Here is an 18,798-nt window from a genome sequence, read left to right as displayed (position 1 = left end):
CTTTTTTTAGAACGGCCGCGCAAAATGACAGACACGCTTTCTCAGATTGTATATAATAAAAAGAAAACAATCGAAAAAGAAGGATTGATATCTTGTTACTCAAAAGCCTAGAGTTCAAACGACAGGACGGGATTCAGGTAAAAGTGACAGAAATACCGGTTGTCACGGAAGGTGAACAATATTTTTTTCAAATTCATCAGCACCTTGAGCTTTATTTGAGAGAGGTTTTTGCTTCACAAAGTGTGAGAACAGTGTATTCATTCCGACAATATGTCAAGCGCCGTATGAAGTGGAAAGATTATGAGGCCGTTTTCAGCCAAGAGATTTTAAAACATAACGCATAACGGTGCACATTCCTTAGCGCCTTCCTTTTGATAAGGGAGGGTGCGGGAATTTTTTTATGATGAATGCTGTAAGCGTTTTATCTATGGGGGGAATGGAAATGAAAAAAATGAAAAGCTTCGCTGCCGTCTTTTGTTTGCTGCTCTTGTGCGCCTGCGGGGGGAAAACGATAAAAGACCCGCTGAACTATCAGATTGAGCCGTTTTCATATCAGAACCAAGACGGGAAAACAGTGTCACTGAAAAGCCTGAAGGGGCATGTCTGGATTGCCGATTTTATGTTTACAAACTGTAATACAGTCTGTCCGCCGATGACGGCCCACATGACCGAACTGCAAAAAAAACTGAAGGCTGAGAACCTGGACGTGCGGATTGTGTCATTCAGTGTAGATCCTGAAAATGATACGCCGAAACAGCTGAAAGCCTTTGCTTCCAAATATCCGCTTTCGCTTCGCAACTGGGATTTTCTGACCGGTTACAGCCAAAAGGACATTGAAGATTTTGCGCTGAACAGCTTTAAAGCAATCGTCAAAAAGCCGGAGGGAGAGGACCAGGTCATACATCAAACTTCTTTTTATTTAGTCGGACCTGACGGCAAGGTGCTTAAAGATTATGACGGCGTGCAGAAGGTTCCGTATGATGATATCCTGTCAGATGTCAAAGCGGCTGAGGAGCTCAAGTAAACTGGCAGATTAGACATTTTCAAAACTGAAAAAACATGTTACACTTTCCACTAGTAGACGGGGAAGGAGCAACCAGATTGAAGCTGCGAATGTTCTCATTGATCGCCGGACTGGCTTTGCTTTTATCAGCTTGTTCTGTCCAGCGCACCGGTTCTGACGCTGAAGAACCGAAAACGAAAGATCATATTGTCATAGCTGCGGTCGGTGATTCATTGACTGAAGGAGTAGGAGATCCTGACGGTTCAGGATACGTCGGCAGGGCAGCGGAGTCTCTTAAGAAAAAGGGACATGTGAAAACGGTAGATATTAAAAATTATGCGGTGCAGGGCGACAAAACGTCGGACCTGCTGGAAAAGCTTGATAATAAAAAAGTGCAGAAATCATTAAAGAGCGCCGACTATATCTTTTTTACCATCGGCGGCAATGACTTAATGAAGGTGCTCCGCCAGAATATGATGCAGCTGACGGTTCAGCCGTTCCAAAAGGAAGAGAAACCTTTTGAAAAACGGTTCAAGGCGATCGTTTCAAAAATCCGCAAATATAATGAAAACGCAGAGCTGGTGTATGTCAGCATGTATAATCCGTTCACGTTTACGCTGCCTGAATTAAAAGAAATTAATGGGGTTGTGACTGATTGGAACAAGATCGCCGCAAAAGAGCTGGAAAAAGATCCCCACGCCGCTGCGGTGAATGTTGAAGACTTGTTCAGTCAAAAAAGCGGCAGCAGACGGATTTCAAAGGATGATGATTTTCATCCGAACGCAAAAGGGTATGCACTCATCGCCGACCGATTATACGGCATCATAGAAAAACAAGGGTTACCAGCAGAATAGGGTGAAATGATGAAAAAGTGGAAATCGCTGTTTTTTGTTCTTCTCGCACTCAATGTGATTGCCGCCGCGGTAATTGTGACATTATTGGTTATGCCGGGAGAGCAGGCGAAAATACAAGATCAGACAAAAAGTGAGTACGGCTTTCATATCACAAGCTCCAAAGAATCACTTGCCAGGTTTGTGAATTCGTACTTAAAAGAGAAGGCATCGAATCAGCTTGACTACAAAGTGGACATCAATAACGATGTGCACGTGGCAGGTAAAATCAAAGCATTCTCAACCTCCATTAACGCGGTCGTCACATTTGAACCGTCCGTACAGGAGAACGGAGATGTGGTTTTGAAAGTGACGAAGTTTTCATTAGGCGAATTAAGCCTGCCGATCAGCTTTGTGCTGAATTATATGGACAGCTTTTACGAACTCCCGTCATTTGTGCACGTTCATTCCGGGGATAAAAGCATCGAGATCCGTCTGTCAGAAATGCCTTTAGACAACGGCATGTATGTAAAAGCGGATAAAATCAATCTCGACACGGATGAAATTGAATTTTCCTATTATCATCCGAAACAATAAGTTTTCATAAAAAAACACAGATCCTTTCAGGGATTTGTGTTTTTTTGTGTCAGCGTTTTTTGTCTAGCTTGCTGAACAGTTTGATTAACGTTGCAAGCTCTTCATCAGAGTAGCAGTCAAACCGTTTAAAAAAGTATTCTGTTTTTTTCTGGTTGAAATGATCGACAATTTTCTCCCCGGCTTCCGTAATATGGATTCTGATAATTCGCCTGTCCTCTTTAGAACGGATGCGGGTGATCCATTCCTTTTCTACTAAAGCGTCGGTCACTGCGGTAATGTGGCTTGCGGAGACCTCAAGAATGGGGGCAAATTCCGTTACTTTTTTAGGCCCTTGTTCACTGAGTATCCGCAAAATGGTGAATTCGTTCCTGGACAGCTCTTTATCTAGAATTTCATTAACTTCATTTCTGATTTGTTTAAACACTTTTCGAAGCAAAGCTTCCATATCATACATCATTTGTGTCCTTACTTTCAAATCATGAACCTCCAATATGTAGTCAGCGTGGCATTCGTTCAGCTTCCCCTGAAAGCAGAATTATTTTTATTCTGTTTATACATGCTATAATATAATAATACCACGTATGAACAAAGGAGGGCACCCGTATGTCAGAAAAAAAAGAAATCGCCACATTTGCAGGCGGCTGTTTTTGGTGCATGGTGAAGCCGTTTGACGAACAGCCCGGGATTGAAAAGGTGGTGTCCGGCTATACAGGAGGTCATACTGAGAATCCGACTTACGAAGAAGTGTGCAGTGAAACGACCGGACACAGAGAAGCCGTTCAAATCACATTTCAACCTGACATTTATCCGTATGAAAAGCTTGTCGAGCTGTTTTGGCAGCAGATCGACCCGACTGATGCAGGCGGCCAGTTTGCAGACCGCGGAAGTTCATATCGGGCGGCGATATATTACCATAATGATGAACAAAAACAAATCGCTGAAGCCTCAAAAAAACAGCTTGAAGAAAGCGGCATATTTAAAAAGCCGATCGTCACAGACATTTTAAAGGCTGAGCCTTTTTATGAAGCGGAAGGCTATCATCAGCACTTTTATAAGAAAAATCCTGATCACTACGGGCGCTACCGTGTAGGTTCCGGACGTCAAGGCTTTCTGGATGAGCATTGGAGGGACAGATAAGATGGCTTTTAATAAAGAAGAAAAAATCAAATCATTAAACCGCATGCAATATGAAGTCACGCAAAATAACGGAACGGAGCCGCCGTTTCAAAATGAATTTTGGGATCACAAAGAAGAGGGGCTGTATGTTGATATCGTATCAGGAAAGCCCTTGTTTACATCTCTGGATAAATTCGATTCTCATTGCGGCTGGCCCAGCTTTACAAAACCGATTGAGGAAGAAGAGGTTGACGAAAAACTGGACACAAGCCACGGGATGATCCGGACGGAAGTGAGAAGCAAAACAGCGGACTCCCACTTAGGCCACGTATTTAATGACGGCCCGGGGCCAAGCGGTCTCCGTTATTGCATTAACTCTGCGGCACTCCGGTTTATTCCGAAAGACAAGCTGAAGGAAGAGGGCTATGAAGCCTGCCTGCATTTATTTGAAAAATAGAGCTCAGCAATAAGGCCTGCCTATCAGACAGGCCTTTTTTCTATGTTTTTTTTTCTTCATGTAATCGTTCAATAATCTTTACGATTGTGTCTTTTGTGATGAGCGGCGCCTGATCGGATTGATATCTGGGGAGATTGACCTTCCGAAATTCCGGATGTTTGGCGGGATCCGGCAATATCGCGTAAAGATTGCCCCATTCATATAAAGATTCCGTCTCATGAGGAGAGGTCAGTTCTTCATGAAGCTTCTCACCGGGGCGTTTTCCCACTTCAACAGCGGCTGGCCGCGGCAGTCCGTGCCGGAACGCATATTCTTCAAACCCGTGAAGCAGTTCTTCAAGCCTCAGGGACTCCATTTTAAAAATAAACGTTTCTCCGCCCTTTGTAATCGCCGCAGATTGCAGAGTGAGCGTTGCGGCGTCATCGATCGACATAAAAAACCTCGTCATGTTTTTATCCGTAATGGTGAGCGGACCGCCTGCCATCAACTGCTCAAATAAAATAGGAATTACGGAACCGCGTGAACCGAGCACATTGCCGAAGCGGACCGAACAAAACACCGTACCGCGGTTTTGAACATGATGATTTGCCTGATGAAACAGCTTCTCGGACAACAGCTTCGTAGCCCCCATTGTGTTTACCGGGGAAACGGCTTTATCGGTTTTTTAAGATATTTACTGCATTTTGAGGAACTATCAGTGGCGGTGAGATCGAAAGCGAAAAATTAAACCTCAGGATAGGGGTGATTTCAAACTGAGCCGGAATTGGCCCTTTTCTTTTTTGTGTCATCGTAACGATAACATCTTTGAAGACCATTCTTAATAGTGAGTTCTTTTTCTCTGTGCTTGTTTCAATGTGATATTGATCAATTATCTTATTTATGTTGTTTCTGACTGTATTACTGTCTATTTCTGATTGCGCTTCTTGAGTTCCATTGAGTTCATGCTTGGCAATCTGGAGTTCTTTAAATTCTTCATCTAAAACAGCTTTTCTTTTCAAAAAAAGTTCATCAGTGTAAATGCCGCTTTCATATTTCTCGAAGATAAAATTCTCTTTGTTTTTTAACTCTTGTTCTTTTTGTGAAAGATGTTCAGACATTTGCTTCTTTGTTTTCACATTACTATTTACGTCTTTGTATTTAGAAATCATAGAAATGATATGTTTTGTTAAAGTCTTATTATCTAAGTTGCTTAAAGAAGAGAGGTAATCCAGAATGGCATTTTCAACATCGTTATATCTCACATAAGTGCATTTATTCTTTTTGCAAGTGAGTGATTTAACGTGATACACACTTTCCGTGCCGTTTTTGTTTTCTCGCGTTCGCCTAGTTTCGTATTTAGATAATTGTTCACCACACTTAGAACAAGTGCATACGCCTGCCAATTCACTTAATTCCAATGCGTTTTTATTAGGCAGCAGGGGAACTTTGTTTGCAATTTTCTCTTGTGATTGTTGAAATTGTTCTTGATCTATTATAGGGGCGTGTGCATCCGATACTACAATTTGTTCCTTTTCAGGTCTAATTGTTCGTTTACCGTCTTTTGTTTTTTCCCTAACCTTATATTTAACAGTTCCGATATACGCTTCGTTTTGCAGAATTGCTTTAATTGTGTATTGATTCCAGCGCTTTTTTCCTGATGGAGTCGGTATTTGTAATTTTGTTAAGTGAGAAGCAATCGCTGTATAACTATAATCTTTTCCATTCAACCCATTTAAAAAGATGTTAAAGATGAATTGAACGACTTTTGCTTCTTCTTCGACTGGGACTAGTTTGGATGTTTTTTTGTTTAACCGGTATCCATAAGGCGCTAGTCCGGAAATCCATTTCCCTTGTGCCGCATATGTGTATTTAGCGCCTGTCATACGCTCTCTGGTCATTTCAAATTCTTCTCTGGCCATAAACAATTCAAAACGAATCTGACGCATGTCTGCAGGATTTCGAGGGTCATAAACTTTATATGGTGTAATGATAATCAATCGCTTGCTTTGAAGAAGGTTAACAATTTGTCCCGCATCACTGTAGCTCCCGCGGCTGAGTCTTGTTATTTCTTTAACAGCAATTGCCTGGTACTTGCCTTCCTCGAGGTCTTTAAGACATTCTTTAAAAACAGGGCGACCCTCAATGCTTTCTCCTGACCCGATTTCCATTTTTAATTCATAGGGGATTTCAATCGGCTTCAGTATTTTATTCATGAGTTCATTTTGTTCTGTTAGCGTATCTTCGCCTGTTCTTTTTTCCCGCTCCATATCCTGACGAGAGCGTCTAAGATAACCCAAAATATTTGTAATGTTGTAAGAATGAACGATGTTTTTTAACTCCAAAAAATCAGCACCTCCTCTTTATTGTATTTACTGTAAAAACAGAAGTATTCGTACAATATTCTGTCTGACATTGAATACGAAAATAACGTAATATATTGTAAGGATTGTATTGTTTGAATCTTGATCTATTCTAACGGATATATAGATTAAAAACATCTAAGACTGTCTCAAAAACAGCCTTTTTTGTGTAGCAAATATATCTTAAATTGTGAATGAATATTTGATCACCGCAGTGATTTTTGAACGGTTTCAAACGTAGGACTGCCTTACCTTTTTTAAACGAATATAATAAAAACAGGAAAAAATATAAATGTTTTATGGTATGGTGTTCAATGTGTTAAACAATAAAATTAGGGATAAATGAGAGTTCAAATTGAAAAGTCTATTTGCTAAAATTCTCTTTATGTTGCTTGCAGCCGTTATAGCCATCCCAACTGTTGGAGCTTCGGCCTCGGAAGTGAAAAAAGCGAGTACTTCTAAACAGGATGTGCAATTTACTTATAATCCAACCGAGCTTCAAAAACTTGCTAAAGAATACTCAGTCCCGTCAGTTAAAGAAAAAGGCATTTTAAATGCGGCTGAAGAATTAAAAGGTCTCGAAAATGGTAACTCACAAGATCAAATGAGTACTATGGGAGCTAAAAGCGCCGCAGCTAAAGAAGCGATTAAGGTTATTAGAGGACTAGCGAATAATGCTTGGGCAAAAGACATTTTAGGTACAATGTTCGGAAAGTCCACGGTAAACAAGATTATTAAAAACACAAACAAAATTTGTAAGGTTCTCGAAGGTATAACCGGAGCTCCTAAAGAGGTTGCTGCTATGGCAAGAAAACAAATTCCACCAGCTATTAAAGGTGCAGTTGGCGCAGGAGTTGCTGAAACAATTGGCATGGCGGTAGAATATATCATCCTTGCTGCAGATTATCTTGTTCTTTAAATACTAAAATTAAAGGTGATACCATGACTGGAAATCGTTTTGTAGACTGGTGTAACGAAAATAACCTAAATTCTGAAGACGAAACTTTTCTCGTCCAGTTGTCAGGTGCATTTTGTAATTATGAAAATGATAAAGCGAAAGAAATGAGTAAGCAATTATTCATTACCCGATATGGTGAAGAGCTTGGAATTAGCTCCATTAAAGGAGATAATCGATCAGAATATGAAGAAATTATTCGTACTTATGAAAAGAATAATTACAAGCAGAACGAAATTAATATAGATGAACTGCTGCAGGCATTATTTGAGACAGAGATGATGTTATCTTTAAAAGAAAAGTTTTGATAAAATCCTAATTGATGTATCATAGGGGTTTAATCAGCCACTATAGACTACAGAGTCCTTCACACGCTCTGTGGTTTTTTTGAATGTATCCAAATAAAAAAAGAAGCCTCAGAGGACTTCTAAAATTATCAATTCTTCTCACATGCAAAGTTGTCATTATCGCGATCCATCTTAGATGTATAAGCAGGGTGAGTGCTTGGTACGCCATGCGGGTATTTCTTTCTCAGCTCTGTGCAGTTTGCAAAGTGTTCTGTTCCTCCAGCAGAAGGGGAGGCTTGTGCAGAGTTAGAAGAGCTGCTTGATGCTGAACTGCTTGAATTTGAATTGCTAGGGTTCGATTTATGTGTCTCGGATTGGTGTGTTGTAACTGACTTTTGAGCCGGCTTAGATACACTTACTGATTTCTTCGGTTTCGTTGCGCAGCCATTAAATCCTTTATCAGTCACATACCCATTCTTACTCCAAATCTTCAAGTCTTTATCTTTCGCAGCTTGCTCATCTTTCTTATACGTGTCTAAATACTTCGTGTTTGGCTCATATACATAAGCTACTCGTGCTAATCCTTCTTTAAGCAGTGTTTCTTGTACTGATTTGCCATCTGCATAAACGTAAGCCAGCATTCTGCCATACTTGTCTGTACGATCTCCTTTATCAAACTCCAGTTGTAGCTTATCACTGTTGACCAATTCCCTGTTCCGTTTAGATGCATCCTCACCATATGGTTGAACACAAGAATTTGGTTTCTTCGTCTCAGGTGTATCAATGAGCAAATAGCGGACTGTGTCTACATTTCCGTTGTAGCTAACTTTAATTGTGTCACCATCAACTGCTCTATCTAAAGTAACATCGACCAATTCCTTTTTGTCTTTTTCCTTAGATTTGTCAGCAGTTTTTTCTTTAGTAGATTCCTTTTGTTCTGTTTTCTTTTCTACATCCGTAGACGCTTGTGACGTTTCTTTTTCTGTGCTTACTTTTTCAGAATCATTTGAGCTGCAGGCTGCCAATGATAAGCTCAAAGTGAATCCTGAACCCAGTAAAATTTTAACATACCCCAACAAAACTTAAACAGAGATGTGATTATATTTTGGGAAAATTAAATTTAGAAACAATAATTAGATACAGGATTATAATTATTGATGGTTTACCGATATAAATAGAGAACAAACATTCTAAAAGGGGGAATGAAGTTGAAGAAAGTATTATTGGGTTTTTAAAGTCGGATAATCAAATGGAACTTAATTAAGTGTTTGTACCTTCGGATATATTAGAGGTTTGTTATTCAATGAAAGGGTAATTAAAATTCAAATAATAGGTGGAGTAAAATTGTCCAGTAAAGGGATATGGGAGGAGCAAGTATGGGACAAAAAAATAGACAGCACTATGTTCCGAAATTTTATTTGAGAAATTTTTCTGAAACTGACAAATCAATTAGCACATTTAATATCATGAATTCATTATACATCCAAAATGCTTCGATTAAAGATATGTGCCAAAGAAACAATTTCTACGGTGACGACAAAGTAGTTGAGGATTTTTTAGATAAAGAGATTGAAAGAAAAGCCGCGAGAATTTTAAAGAAAATTATAGACACGAACAGTATCATACACTTTGTTAATGAAATAGAAGATTATGAACATCTACTTACTTTTTTATTAGTTAGTGAGGGAAGAAATTTAAGGAGTGCTGACTCAGCAGAAAATGCAGCTGATAAACTGATTAAAACAATGATTAAGGGACACCCTAATTTTAAAGAAGTAGATTTAGAACAATTTGAAATCAAGATAAATCAACCTGCTAATAATATTATAGGTATTGCTTTAGAAAGTTCCCCGCTAATTTATGATTTGGAACCTATCTTGATATTACAGAAAACATCAAGACAGTTCATAACATCAGATAATCCATTAGTTCGTTACAACTCATTTTATATTGGAAGGAATTATTATGGAAGGGGCTTTGGCCTTGTTACTAGAGGGCTACAGTTGTTCCTCCCAATATCTCCCCAGCACTGTTTACTCTTTTACGATAGTGTAGCATATGATATTCCAGGGGAAGAAAATGGTATTCTAACATTAAAAAGAGCCCGAGAAATAGATTATTTAAATGAGCTGTTCTATTTAAATTCTTATAATAATACTTTCTTTAATCAGAGAATAAAAGAAGACTATATTAGAAAAATTCATAATAAAAATAGGAATACTTCCAAAATTAATGAACTAGATAAAGAAGTTAAATTTTACCATTCATCAGAGGATAATAACCAAATAATAAGTCTCTCACACAATAGAGTTACCAAAAAAATTAATCTTCCGTGGATTACTGATTCTAGATTTGCAAAAAGCTTAGTTCTTCCTCGACATATGGGAGGGTTACAAAGAATGGAATCACCAATTATCAGAGAATATATGAAGAATACTAGAGCTAATTTTGAAAATCAACGATAAAGATATCTTTGGTCATAATTATTTTTAATTTCACGGACGAATTCCCTTTTTCGTCATCAAGATTAACACTACATTCTTACTTAACAATTTATTTCAAAATTAAAAATCCATTTCCAATCAAATAACGATGTATTTCTTGAGCCTAACTATGGGGGAGAGGAGAAAAGCGCAGTAAGGATAGAGTTAGGATAGAGTTTCCTTCTGGCTCTACGGATAGGATAGTAATTAAAACAGCAAATAACACTTACATTTTGTTCACCACAAGTGCTGCTTCAATTATGAATAAAATTGTTACTGATTAACAAATTCGTATCCTCAGTAATTATTCTGAGGAGTATGGGGGTGTTTTTATTGACTAACTTTGTCCATAAGACTATCAATGGTTTGAAAAGTCTTTTAGATGAAAAAGGGGCTATTAAATTGTTTTGTTCTGAGGGATATATTGTAGAGAGCCTTGTGACTTTTTCTCCAAACAAAGCGTCTCTTAGTGAAATCCAAAACTTTCAGTCGAATCATAAATTCACTCTTCCTGATGATTACCTGAAGTTTATTTCTCAGCATAATGGTGCGAAAATTTTCGAAATTCTTTCAGAGGGTGAGAATATTGGAGGAGGACTTCATCTATTTAGCCTTGAAGAAATAGAAGAAGAACTAAAATACGAGCTTTTGTTTGAAGGTATCAATGGAATACCTGTTGGCTACCTGTTGGAAGAATGTCATTTAATGATCGACAAGGATAGAGTGAATCAAGGTGATCCTAATTATCTATTTATATTTGAAAGTGGTTCAGAATATAATCCATTAAATTTAAACTTTGAAATATTTTTAGACCGATATATTATGTCGAACGGGGATGCTTTTTGGGACTGGAAATACTATACAGCTGAAAATTATTACAGGACGAGATAAAACTGTGTATGACAGTCGGAACGGACTGTCTTTTTCTGTTAATCAAATAATAAAGCTATGGTAAAATTTAGACAGAAAGAAGCAGAAAGGAGACGTAAATGAAAGTATTTGAAGCATCCTCGTTCATTTCAGCAGCGGAAAAGCGGGCAAAAGAATATGATCAGGTTAGAGAACAATTTATCAATCTCAGGAAAGCTTTTCAGGGAATGGCTGATTTAGATGACAGCGAGTTTTCAGGTAAAGGTGCTGATAACATCAAAGCATTCTTCCAAGATCACGCTAGTGTTACAGACAGCTGGCTTGATTTGATCGATATGAAGATTGCTTTTCTTAACAGTATTTCAGGAAAAGTAGCTGATGCCGGATTGACCGATTCGTTTGTGGAAGAGTCATTTTTAGAACATGAGCTGATTCATGCGAAGAATAAATCAAAAGCCATCATGCAGGAGCAACGGAATGAAATGAGAGATATTCTTAATGAGATAAGCGATATTGTTCATCTTGATGTTTTCTCGACAGAGGATGTCGATCAACAGCTGGATTCAGCAGATAAGAAACGGGACAATACCATACACAAGCTCGGAAAGCTCGATCATGATCTAACGAAAGAATACGCAGAAACCGAAGCGAACGAGCATTTCATCCAAGCCGACTTTCAACAGCTCCAAAATGCCACGGGTAAAGGGAAAAACGCAACACCACTTCACTATAACGCCAAGGCGTACAGAGAAAGTGACATACATAAGAAAAAAGGCGAGGTTGTAAGACATTCAGATGCTTATTTGACGGTTAAGAAGAAAGAGGCGAAAGAGCGGGAAATCAAGAATCTGAAGAAAAAGCTCGCTGACGGTGTAACTGATCCGGATGAATATTTGGAAATTGCGAAGAAGATCGGCTATGAAAGCCTTGAACCTTCCCAGCAGCAATATGTCATTCAGCTTGAACAAGCAAAACAGCTGGAAGAAGCCGGAGAAGTGACTTGGGATATATTAAAAGGAGCCGGCGTTGGTTTATATGATGTCGGGAAAGACACGGTAACCGGTCTATGGGACTTCATAACCGATCCGGGAGAAACCTTGTCAGCACTGGGAAACGCAGTACTTCATCCAGTTAAAACATATGATGCTGTTTCAGCAGCAATCGAGGAATCGTATCAAAAAGATATGGTGAACGGAGATGCTTACTCTAGATCAAGATGGGTGACATATGCAATTGGTTCAGCAGCTGTGGCTGTCGTCGGAACGAAAGGCGCAGGAGCCGTTAACAAAGCAGATGCGGCGGGGAAGGTCATAAACAAAGCGGGACAGGCAGGGAAGAAAATTAAAGACGTTAAGATTGCAGATTTGCTTCCTTATAACTCTAAGTATGATCTTGCTCTGTCGGGTGACGTACCATACAATGTGGTTGACAGCCAAAACCTTAAAAATGAACTTTTGTCCAGTGCAAAGAAATTGGATGAAAGCAGAAAGCCATTTACTGGTCAGAAAGTAAATGTCCCTTGGTTAAATAAAGAGAAGTATGAGGCCTATGAAATAGACGGCAAGGTAAAAGTTAAGGAAAGCCTAGAGATGTAAGCCGTAGAGTATACACAATGAAAGATATTGACCTTAATCAAAAAAATCGTAAAGGCTTTACGAATCTTCAACTGATGAAAAATGGTAATGCTCCGTTTGCTAAAGATGGCACGCAAATAAATTTACATCACTTAATTCAAGAAGAGCCTGGTACTATGCTGGAGATACCTGAAAGCTGGCATAATAAGTACAGTGATGTTTTGCATGGATTAAAAGGGAATGGACAGAGTTTTAGAAATGATCCTGTGCTTGATAAACAATATAAAAGTTTCAGAAGAAGGTATTGGAGATGGAGAGCTCAGCAATTTGAGAATCAAGAATAAGAGGTGAAAGTTTAATGGATTATTCGAAAATAAAAACTTTCTTTGATGAAAATAAAGAAAATTCAATTCTCACGGGGGGAGTCACTGAAGATCAGATTAGAGAAATAGAAGAGGAGCTCAATGTAACTCTTCCAGACAGCTATAAATGGTTTTTAACTGAGTATGGTTCAGGGGGAGCATACGGAACAATGATTCTCGGATATGACTCTCACGGCGCTGAAGTTGTCGAGCAGACCAATGAATATAAAAAATATTATAACCTTTCCGATGGTCTTGTAGTGATCGAATATGTAGATGAATTTTCTTATTGTCTTGACACTAACAAGATGATAGATGGAGAATGCCCAGTCATTCTTTGGGATAACCAAGAGGGATATGGTAAACAAGTTAGTAGCACATTCCTAGAGTTTTTAATAGAGGAACTAGAAGAAGCGAAAGACGACTGGATTGAGGATGAAGACTGGGACACTTAAGCAAAAGTATTACACTTGTGTAATCTATAAAAAATGTTTTTATCCAATAAACAAATTTTTTGTAAATCTTCCAATGGTTTCATTTGATCTGTTATAATCAAACTGTAAAATACAAACTGGTTATAGTGTATCTTTTTAATAAGAAATGCATAAAATAAAAAGAGCATGGTGTTGGTCACACCCCGTCAAAATTTGAGAGAGGGTGAGTGCTATGGAAGGTCTAAATAACTCTTACAATATCACGAAAGATCCGAAGTTTTTAGCGTTTTGCAGTTTAGCGACAGAAGGTGCAGGAATTAGTTCGAATCAGCAATGTTCAATTGGTTTTAATGAATTCAAAGAAGCGCTGGAGAATGGCAAAGTAGTTGATAATAAAAACCTTAAAAGCAGTTCGGAATTAAATCACCAGTTTGATTACTGGAAGTCCAGAATAACTGGGGGACGAGCTGTAACTGAAACTGATAATCAAGTGCTGGATATCATCAAACAAGCATACAATCTTGGAATGGTGACGAAAGATAATATGCTTTTGAGAAATCAAGCCATTAACGCGTATAAAACATCTATTTAATTTAAAATTAAAGCCCCTATTCAGGAAGGGGCTTTTGCTTTGCAACTCATTCTTTATGTTTAATCTAAAACCATAAAGTCCTGCACTTTTGTTTCTTCTTCAGGCAAATCAAATTCATTAAATTTCTTTTTAGTACGGATATCAAAAATCCCCATATAGCCACCAATGCCTTTTTTGTTTTCCTCTTGTGAAATCACATAAAGTTTTTGATCTTTAAACTTTGCATTCATATACGGAAATTTTAAATCGAATTTTTCAAAAGAAAAATCTTTATCGTACTCAAGTAAGCAGGCGTATCCGGATTTGTTAATATATGTAACGTAAAATTTACCGCTTTTTTTGTCGTAATACACAGCGTCCGCTTGTTCGAGATCATCAGGATATTTTATGAATTTTGATTTCCATGATCCTTTTTCGATTACAGTTAATTCATGTTCTGAGCTAGCCACAACATATTTTTCAGAGTGATCAAATACATCTCCATAGGAAGCTAATCCAATCGTTTTAATAATCTCTTCTGTTTTTCTATCAATGACGTACAAAGACATTCCTTGAATGACGTAAATATACTTATCATTATCATCGCTTCCTCCCATGGTTACGAGGGTAGGCAAAGTCAGGCTATATTTTTTATTGAACTTTTTATCATTTACTTTCAGTTCATTTCCATTGGTGTCGACATTAGAGGCTTTTACGGAAACATCCTCTCTTTGATACCAAAAAGCAAATGGATTGGACAATTTATGTTCCTTAATGGTGTTGTTATCTAATGTGTAATAATATGGTTCATGTTCAGCTAACAAGACGTTTTCGTCTGAAGAGGGGGTTTTTTCTGGATATATGGTATATCCGGTACCTTAAAGTATCGTTTATTGAATTTTTCTCCTTGTGATGTGGATATGAGTACGCTTTTCTTGATGAGTGGATTTGAATAGATAAAAAAGATTTTATCCTCGGTTGGATTAATTTTAGAAGTACTTACAGAGTGTTCACCTTTATTTATAAAGAATGCATTGATCAACAATATAACTATTGCACCAATTAGAACTCCTGAAGTCCCATATAAAACATAAGACTTTTTCATATAACGCTCCTTATCTTTTATATAAAATAAAAAGACACTTGCAGAATAAATCTGCAAAGTAAATGATTAGGAGCAGACAGTTTTTGATGAGCGGTCAATATCTGCAGGTGTGACAAGTGCGCCTCCATTACTGTCTAGGTCGGTTCCTTTTGTGTTTTTGTATGATTGCCACACAAGATTAGAGCAATACTATTTATTTGTGCTTTTTTTGGTTGCAGCTATGAATAAGGCTTACCTGTTTTACTATGAAGGACAGCATTGCATAGAGCTCTACAGGTGAACACAGATCATAAAAAAACACCCCCTATGCGGGAGTGCCAAAACATTTATGCGGTTTGCCCTCGGCGTTCCGCTGAGAAGTCATTATGGTGATCAAGCGCGATATGGATACTGGCTGTGTGGCCTCTTCGGGCTTCTTTAAAAACTTTGTGGCCGTCAAGAAGATAATGTCCAACAAGCCCAAGTAAGATAACCAAAAAGATAAAAGCCGATGCAAATTTAAATTTCATAAAGACAATCCCCTCTCTGAATTTGTTTTCGGGCATAAAGCACTTTCTCATAAAAGGCTGTAGCTACTTTATGGTCTTCATTTACATTATAATACATTGCTGCATCAGTCGCTAGGTCTTCCACATCTGAAAGCATAGCTTTTGATTCTAAGTAATCTAAGATTTTAAAAAGTCGTTCTTTGTCATTCTCAACGAATAAACCCATAAGAAAATCAAACATTTTTCCTAATACGTCATCGTTCAACTCCTTTGACAGCATAAGACCTTGTTCACAAACCTGTTTTCCATCAACCGTGTTGAATAATTTAAAGTGCGTTTTTGCCAACATTAGAAGTATGTCAAGCAGTCGGCTAGAATTGTGAAGAGAATTACTTTGATAAATTGAGACGCCTTCTTTAAAATACTCCAATGCCTTCTCCATATGTCCTGTTGTAAATGAGCATAAACCGAGATTGTACAAAGAAGAACCTATTAACCGCGGCATATCAATTTCTTGTGCTTGTTTTAATGCATTCATGAAATGCGGTATTGCTTTTTCTGGATACTCCATGTCTAAATAATTCAGACCGATGACGAATGAACATTGGATTACTCTTATTGAGTATGTCTCGTGTGCTTTGTAGGTTTCTATTGCTTGAACAATATGATGCATAGACATGTGGGTTTGCTTCATGTGATAGTACACTTCAGCAACTTTATAGTGAAATTCAGCTCGCTCTATTTCATCGGGGACAATAGATATCTTCTTTTCAGCTCGGTTGTAAAAACTTATTGCTTTAAGATATTCGTACTGTTCAAATTCATACATCCCATGAAAAAAGTTAAAATAATATTCAAGAATTCCTTTTAGATCGCTTTGTTTACTTTCGATCTCTTCTGATAAGTCTGAAATTTTAGGTCGTTCTTCATTCATGGTTTTTGGTTCAAGGTAATCAAGCATTAATTGATGTCGAAAACACATGAGCGAGTAGTACAACAATAAATCTTGATCTTCTTCCATATGCTCTATTTCTTGTTCAACTTCACCCTTTAGAATTTCTGCATCTGCAACACTGAATAATCTTATATATTTGTACCATTCATTGATTTTTAAGCCAACCTTTGAAGAAGAGATCAATTGCTCCAAAAAAATCAACCTCCTAGTATTTCGTCTGATTATGTAATATTTTATCATAATGTAATATGTTGGGAAGGGTGTTTTTTCTTAATTTCTCAATTCGGTGTGGAATGCGATAGAACCCCCCTCGTTAGAGAAGGGTACATGATCAGTTTGCTGTTGCGTTCAGTGAGGCAAGCCACTCATCTAATGTTCCGCTTGTTGAACGGCTAATTCATATGCTGATTTTCCATCTTCACCGGCAGCGTTAGTAGCTCCAGTACTGCCTTTTTAATGAAGCTAACCATTCAAAAGTGATGAATATTCAAGGCGGGAGTAAGGGAAATTAACAAAAAAATGTGAGGGAATTTAGATGAAACGATTTATCTTGGTTATACCTTTATTGGCTGCTGTTATTGCCTCTCCAACTCAAATAAAAGCAAGTCCAATGCCTTGTAGTACAGTACTCGAACCGGTAAATCAAAAACTGAAAAATGCGAAGGGTGCGGCCCTAATCTATAAAGTGCAGTTATACCCGCCAAGTGCTGCGAGAACGAATATGAGTATTCTTGCTGTCCACCTTCCTCAGCCATCTTCTTACGGAAGCTACGACGGTTATGAAGGATTTGCCTCCAAAACAGGGGAGATCAGTTGGCGATTTAAACTATATCCGACTCCCGAGAAAGAGAGCCCTAATTGGGCTGGAAGGATTGATTCCATATCGGCTGAAATGACAAATGTTAAAGTGCAAGTACGCCTTTCAAATTCTAAGACGCAAAAGTTGGGGCCGAGTGTATTAACAAACAATATCCAATCTTGCTATTAGAAATGTAGAGCTCTTATCAAAGAGAGCAGTGCGCTTGATCTTTTGTAAATTATCAAAAAAGGTAATTGTTCGAGAAATTCTGGTAAAAAATGATGAAGAGTTCGTTAAGATGGAGTGCCTGAAGTCAATTCATCATTTGACAGAAGACAGCCGGCAAAAGTCGATATTGCATTGCGTTTGATTTTGTACATAGAAAGACGGCATAAAAAGAAGTGGTTAGCTAAAAAAAGGCAAAGAGTCAACGCTCTTTACCATCAGGTGTTTTCCTTAAGCGGTCTGCAATATGCTTAATTAAACTCAGCGCAGCAGTCACTAATGCAATAACTAAAACAATTTCAAGTAAGAGGATAAACCCAAAATTCAAACCGCGCCTTTCAAAGTAATCCTCAGTAAAAAAGAGCAATTGATAAATTCCAAGCATCAGCACAATAAAGGAAGCGCCTATAATAGCGAGAGACTTTTTAGAGAACTCCTTAGTATGGTTAAAATTATAAATCAATAAGAACAAAAATAGACAAGCCATGGCGATCTTATGAGTCAATGAATCACTTGCTGAAAACCCTTGCACAAGTAAGGAGATAATTAATCCGGTCATTCCGATTATTTTATTCATGATTTCACCTTCATTGGATAAGTATGATCTGGTGTCAGCTTACCAATTAAAGGTGATATTCTCAACATAATGCAGTTTAAAGTTAACTTAAAATCGTAATTTTAATGAATTGAGGCCAAGGAAAAGAGCAGCATGAAAAGAAAGAATCTTGATATGGCAAGCACTAGTAAGACGAGCTATCAAACAATTGTTTGATACCTTATATAAAATCGATATCAAAGTATCAGAAAGAAAGCTTTCTGATTTATTTGCAGTCTAGAAAAAATAAATAGAATACGGTTTATATGTATATTTTCAGGATAATGTCTGAGTGTAATATCATAAAACACTGAGAGGGGGAATTAGGTTTGAGAAACACCATTGACAAGATTGGAATTTTACTGAAGTGGTTTGCTTTATGATTTTGGGGCAGGAGTTAATGCGAAAGAATAACTCAGACTAGGAATGATACTGAAAGCAACGTCTACCATCAACTTTGACAAATACTCAACTGCTGCTGTCGTTTAAACATTAGGATTTGCTTAAAATTTGCTTACAGGGGGATGATCATCTTATTAAGCTGGATTAGCTAATGATCATTCTAGGTGAATGTAAAATTGTTTACTTTAAGGATAGGCAGGAATGTAAGATGGCAGTGGCAATTTTAATGACAAAAGACCATGTAACGATTTATGAAGATAAGGATCGAAAGAAAAAATCGGGAGTGACAGCTTTAACATCACAGACAAAGGCGGCTCAAAAGCTGCTGCAATGTGATAAAAAATAATCCTG

At 37.8% G+C, this 18,798-nt stretch carries 19 protein-coding genes and 5 pseudogenes; 16 read left to right on the top strand and 8 right to left on the bottom strand.

What is annotated here, in order from left to right; all coding sequences use genetic code 11:
* The first annotated feature begins 92 nt into the window (after positions 1–92).
* From ACWJJX_RS10785 to ACWJJX_RS10770, 4 genes are all read left to right on the top strand, one after another.
* A complete protein-coding gene (locus tag ACWJJX_RS10785) occupies positions 93–344 on the top strand; it encodes a DUF2535 family protein (RefSeq protein ID WP_048367428.1) in 252 nt (83 codons plus the stop codon).
* A gap of 98 nt (positions 345–442) precedes the next feature.
* Positions 443–1,024, top strand: a complete 582-nt coding sequence (locus ACWJJX_RS10780) for an SCO family protein (RefSeq protein WP_079005166.1) — start codon at positions 443–445, stop codon at positions 1,022–1,024.
* Positions 1,025–1,101: 77 nt separating this feature from the next.
* Positions 1,102–1,857: an SGNH/GDSL hydrolase family protein gene (locus ACWJJX_RS10775; RefSeq protein ID WP_003153635.1), complete on the top strand. Its 756-nt coding sequence runs from the start codon at positions 1,102–1,104 to the stop codon at positions 1,855–1,857.
* 9 nt (positions 1,858–1,866) lie between these two features.
* Entirely contained in the window at positions 1,867–2,430 is a 564-nt protein-coding gene (locus tag ACWJJX_RS10770; RefSeq protein ID WP_003153637.1) for a YpmS family protein, read from the top strand.
* 49 nt (positions 2,431–2,479) lie between these two features.
* Here the strand turns inward: ACWJJX_RS10770 and ACWJJX_RS10765 are convergent, their stop codons facing one another.
* Positions 2,480–2,905 (bottom strand): MarR family transcriptional regulator, encoded by a 426-nt coding sequence (locus ACWJJX_RS10765; protein WP_003153639.1) that lies wholly within the window; start codon positions 2,903–2,905, stop codon positions 2,480–2,482.
* Between the two features lie 128 nt (positions 2,906–3,033).
* Here ACWJJX_RS10765 and msrA point away from each other — a divergent pair, with 128 nt between their 5' ends.
* Both msrA and msrB read left to right on the top strand, forming a co-directional pair.
* Entirely contained in the window at positions 3,034–3,567 is a 534-nt protein-coding gene (msrA, locus tag ACWJJX_RS10760) for a peptide-methionine (S)-S-oxide reductase MsrA (protein WP_003153641.1), read from the top strand.
* Between the two features lies 1 nt (position 3,568).
* Positions 3,569–4,003: a peptide-methionine (R)-S-oxide reductase MsrB gene (gene msrB / locus ACWJJX_RS10755; RefSeq protein ID WP_007409536.1), complete on the top strand. Its 435-nt coding sequence runs from the start codon at positions 3,569–3,571 to the stop codon at positions 4,001–4,003.
* Positions 4,004–4,043: 40 nt separating this feature from the next.
* On the opposite strand, the pseudogene ACWJJX_RS10750 reads toward msrB, so the two are convergent.
* Both ACWJJX_RS10750 and ACWJJX_RS10745 read right to left on the bottom strand, forming a co-directional pair.
* A pseudogene (locus ACWJJX_RS10750) lies at positions 4,044–4,664 on the bottom strand (polysaccharide biosynthesis protein); the annotation flags it as partial.
* Positions 4,640–6,324 (bottom strand): annotated as a pseudogene (locus ACWJJX_RS10745) (recombinase family protein). The pseudogenes ACWJJX_RS10750 and ACWJJX_RS10745, both read right to left, overlap by 25 nt.
* A 373-nt stretch (positions 6,325–6,697) precedes the next feature.
* Between ACWJJX_RS10745 and ACWJJX_RS10740 the strand changes: the two are divergent.
* Both ACWJJX_RS10740 and ACWJJX_RS10735 read left to right on the top strand, forming a co-directional pair.
* Positions 6,698–7,261 carry a hypothetical protein gene (locus tag ACWJJX_RS10740; RefSeq protein ID WP_454022500.1) on the top strand — a complete coding sequence of 188 codons (564 nt, stop codon included), beginning with the start codon at positions 6,698–6,700 and terminating at the stop codon, positions 7,259–7,261.
* A 23-nt stretch (positions 7,262–7,284) separates the two neighbouring features.
* Positions 7,285–7,605 carry a hypothetical protein gene (locus ACWJJX_RS10735; protein ID WP_070081995.1) on the top strand — a complete coding sequence of 107 codons (321 nt, stop codon included), beginning with the start codon at positions 7,285–7,287 and terminating at the stop codon, positions 7,603–7,605.
* Between the two features lie 128 nt (positions 7,606–7,733).
* On the opposite strand, the gene ACWJJX_RS10730 is transcribed toward ACWJJX_RS10735, so the two are convergent.
* A complete protein-coding gene (locus ACWJJX_RS10730; RefSeq protein WP_454022975.1) occupies positions 7,734–8,660 on the bottom strand; it encodes a thermonuclease family protein in 927 nt (308 codons plus the stop codon).
* Positions 8,661–8,960: 300 nt separating this feature from the next.
* Here ACWJJX_RS10730 and ACWJJX_RS10725 point away from each other — a divergent pair, with 300 nt between their 5' ends.
* The 6 genes and pseudogenes from ACWJJX_RS10725 (at position 8,961) to ACWJJX_RS10700 (ending at position 13,899) form a co-directional block, all read left to right on the top strand.
* Positions 8,961–10,049, top strand: coding sequence for a DUF4238 domain-containing protein (locus tag ACWJJX_RS10725; RefSeq protein WP_043021182.1), 1,089 nt, complete (start codon positions 8,961–8,963; stop codon positions 10,047–10,049).
* Between the two features lie 90 nt (positions 10,050–10,139).
* Positions 10,140–10,351, top strand: a pseudogene (locus ACWJJX_RS10720) (SunI/YnzG family protein).
* A 49-nt stretch (positions 10,352–10,400) separates the two neighbouring features.
* On the top strand, positions 10,401–10,958 hold the full coding sequence (locus ACWJJX_RS10715; RefSeq protein ID WP_052587349.1) for an SMI1/KNR4 family protein: 558 nt from the start codon (positions 10,401–10,403) through the stop codon (positions 10,956–10,958).
* A 98-nt stretch (positions 10,959–11,056) separates the two neighbouring features.
* A pseudogene (locus ACWJJX_RS10710) lies at positions 11,057–12,855 on the top strand (T7SS effector LXG polymorphic toxin).
* 14 nt (positions 12,856–12,869) lie between these two features.
* Positions 12,870–13,328 carry an SMI1/KNR4 family protein gene (locus ACWJJX_RS10705; protein WP_454022974.1) on the top strand — a complete coding sequence of 153 codons (459 nt, stop codon included), beginning with the start codon at positions 12,870–12,872 and terminating at the stop codon, positions 13,326–13,328.
* A 211-nt stretch (positions 13,329–13,539) separates the two neighbouring features.
* On the top strand, positions 13,540–13,899 hold the full coding sequence (locus tag ACWJJX_RS10700; RefSeq protein WP_021493945.1) for a hypothetical protein: 360 nt from the start codon (positions 13,540–13,542) through the stop codon (positions 13,897–13,899).
* Positions 13,900–13,958: 59 nt separating this feature from the next.
* Here ACWJJX_RS10700 and ACWJJX_RS10695 read toward each other — a convergent pair.
* From ACWJJX_RS10695 to ACWJJX_RS10685, 3 genes and pseudogenes are all read right to left on the bottom strand, one after another.
* Positions 13,959–14,983, bottom strand: a pseudogene (locus tag ACWJJX_RS10695) (hypothetical protein).
* A gap of 326 nt (positions 14,984–15,309) precedes the next feature.
* A complete protein-coding gene (locus ACWJJX_RS10690; protein WP_003153655.1) occupies positions 15,310–15,492 on the bottom strand; it encodes a hypothetical protein in 183 nt (60 codons plus the stop codon).
* Positions 15,482–16,618, bottom strand: coding sequence for a Rap family tetratricopeptide repeat protein (locus ACWJJX_RS10685; RefSeq protein ID WP_003153656.1), 1,137 nt, complete (start codon positions 16,616–16,618; stop codon positions 15,482–15,484). Before ACWJJX_RS10685 ends, ACWJJX_RS10690 begins: the two co-directional genes overlap by 11 nt.
* A 343-nt stretch (positions 16,619–16,961) precedes the next feature.
* Here ACWJJX_RS10685 and ACWJJX_RS10680 point away from each other — a divergent pair, with 343 nt between their 5' ends.
* On the top strand, positions 16,962–17,414 hold the full coding sequence (locus ACWJJX_RS10680; protein WP_094247858.1) for a hypothetical protein: 453 nt from the start codon (positions 16,962–16,964) through the stop codon (positions 17,412–17,414).
* A gap of 238 nt (positions 17,415–17,652) precedes the next feature.
* Here the strand turns inward: ACWJJX_RS10680 and ACWJJX_RS10675 are convergent, their stop codons facing one another.
* Positions 17,653–18,027 (bottom strand): YoqO family protein, encoded by a 375-nt coding sequence (locus ACWJJX_RS10675; RefSeq protein WP_063636672.1) that lies wholly within the window; start codon positions 18,025–18,027, stop codon positions 17,653–17,655.
* 628 nt (positions 18,028–18,655) lie between these two features.
* Here ACWJJX_RS10675 and ACWJJX_RS10670 point away from each other — a divergent pair.
* Positions 18,656–18,793, top strand: coding sequence for a hypothetical protein (locus ACWJJX_RS10670; RefSeq protein WP_228484100.1), 138 nt, complete (start codon positions 18,656–18,658; stop codon positions 18,791–18,793).
* Positions 18,794–18,798 lie beyond the last annotated feature (5 nt).

This window comes from Bacillus sp. YH3-2-B2 (genome assembly GCF_053663335.1).
The sequence above is the reverse complement of the archived record's forward strand: the minus strand, read 5'-3'. Positions and strand labels throughout refer to the sequence as shown.

Coding starts and splice junctions, on each gene's coding strand:
- ACWJJX_RS10680 (WP_094247858.1), top strand. CDS start 16,962: ATGAAACGATTTATCTTGGTTATACCTTTATTGGCTGCTGTTATTGCC.
- ACWJJX_RS10725 (WP_043021182.1), top strand. CDS start 8,961: ATGGGACAAAAAAATAGACAGCACTATGTTCCGAAATTTTATTTGAGA.
- ACWJJX_RS10705 (WP_454022974.1), top strand. CDS start 12,870: ATGGATTATTCGAAAATAAAAACTTTCTTTGATGAAAATAAAGAAAAT.
- ACWJJX_RS10690 (WP_003153655.1), bottom strand. CDS start 15,492: ATGAAATTTAAATTTGCATCGGCTTTTATCTTTTTGGTTATCTTACTT.
- ACWJJX_RS10770 (WP_003153637.1), top strand. CDS start 1,867: ATGAAAAAGTGGAAATCGCTGTTTTTTGTTCTTCTCGCACTCAATGTG.
- ACWJJX_RS10675 (WP_063636672.1), bottom strand. CDS start 18,027: ATGAATAAAATAATCGGAATGACCGGATTAATTATCTCCTTACTTGTG.
- ACWJJX_RS10780 (WP_079005166.1), top strand. CDS start 443: ATGAAAAAAATGAAAAGCTTCGCTGCCGTCTTTTGTTTGCTGCTCTTG.
- ACWJJX_RS10670 (WP_228484100.1), top strand. CDS start 18,656: ATGGCAGTGGCAATTTTAATGACAAAAGACCATGTAACGATTTATGAA.
- ACWJJX_RS10700 (WP_021493945.1), top strand. CDS start 13,540: ATGGAAGGTCTAAATAACTCTTACAATATCACGAAAGATCCGAAGTTT.
- msrB (WP_007409536.1), top strand. CDS start 3,569: ATGGCTTTTAATAAAGAAGAAAAAATCAAATCATTAAACCGCATGCAA.
- ACWJJX_RS10735 (WP_070081995.1), top strand. CDS start 7,285: ATGACTGGAAATCGTTTTGTAGACTGGTGTAACGAAAATAACCTAAAT.
- msrA (WP_003153641.1), top strand. CDS start 3,034: ATGTCAGAAAAAAAAGAAATCGCCACATTTGCAGGCGGCTGTTTTTGG.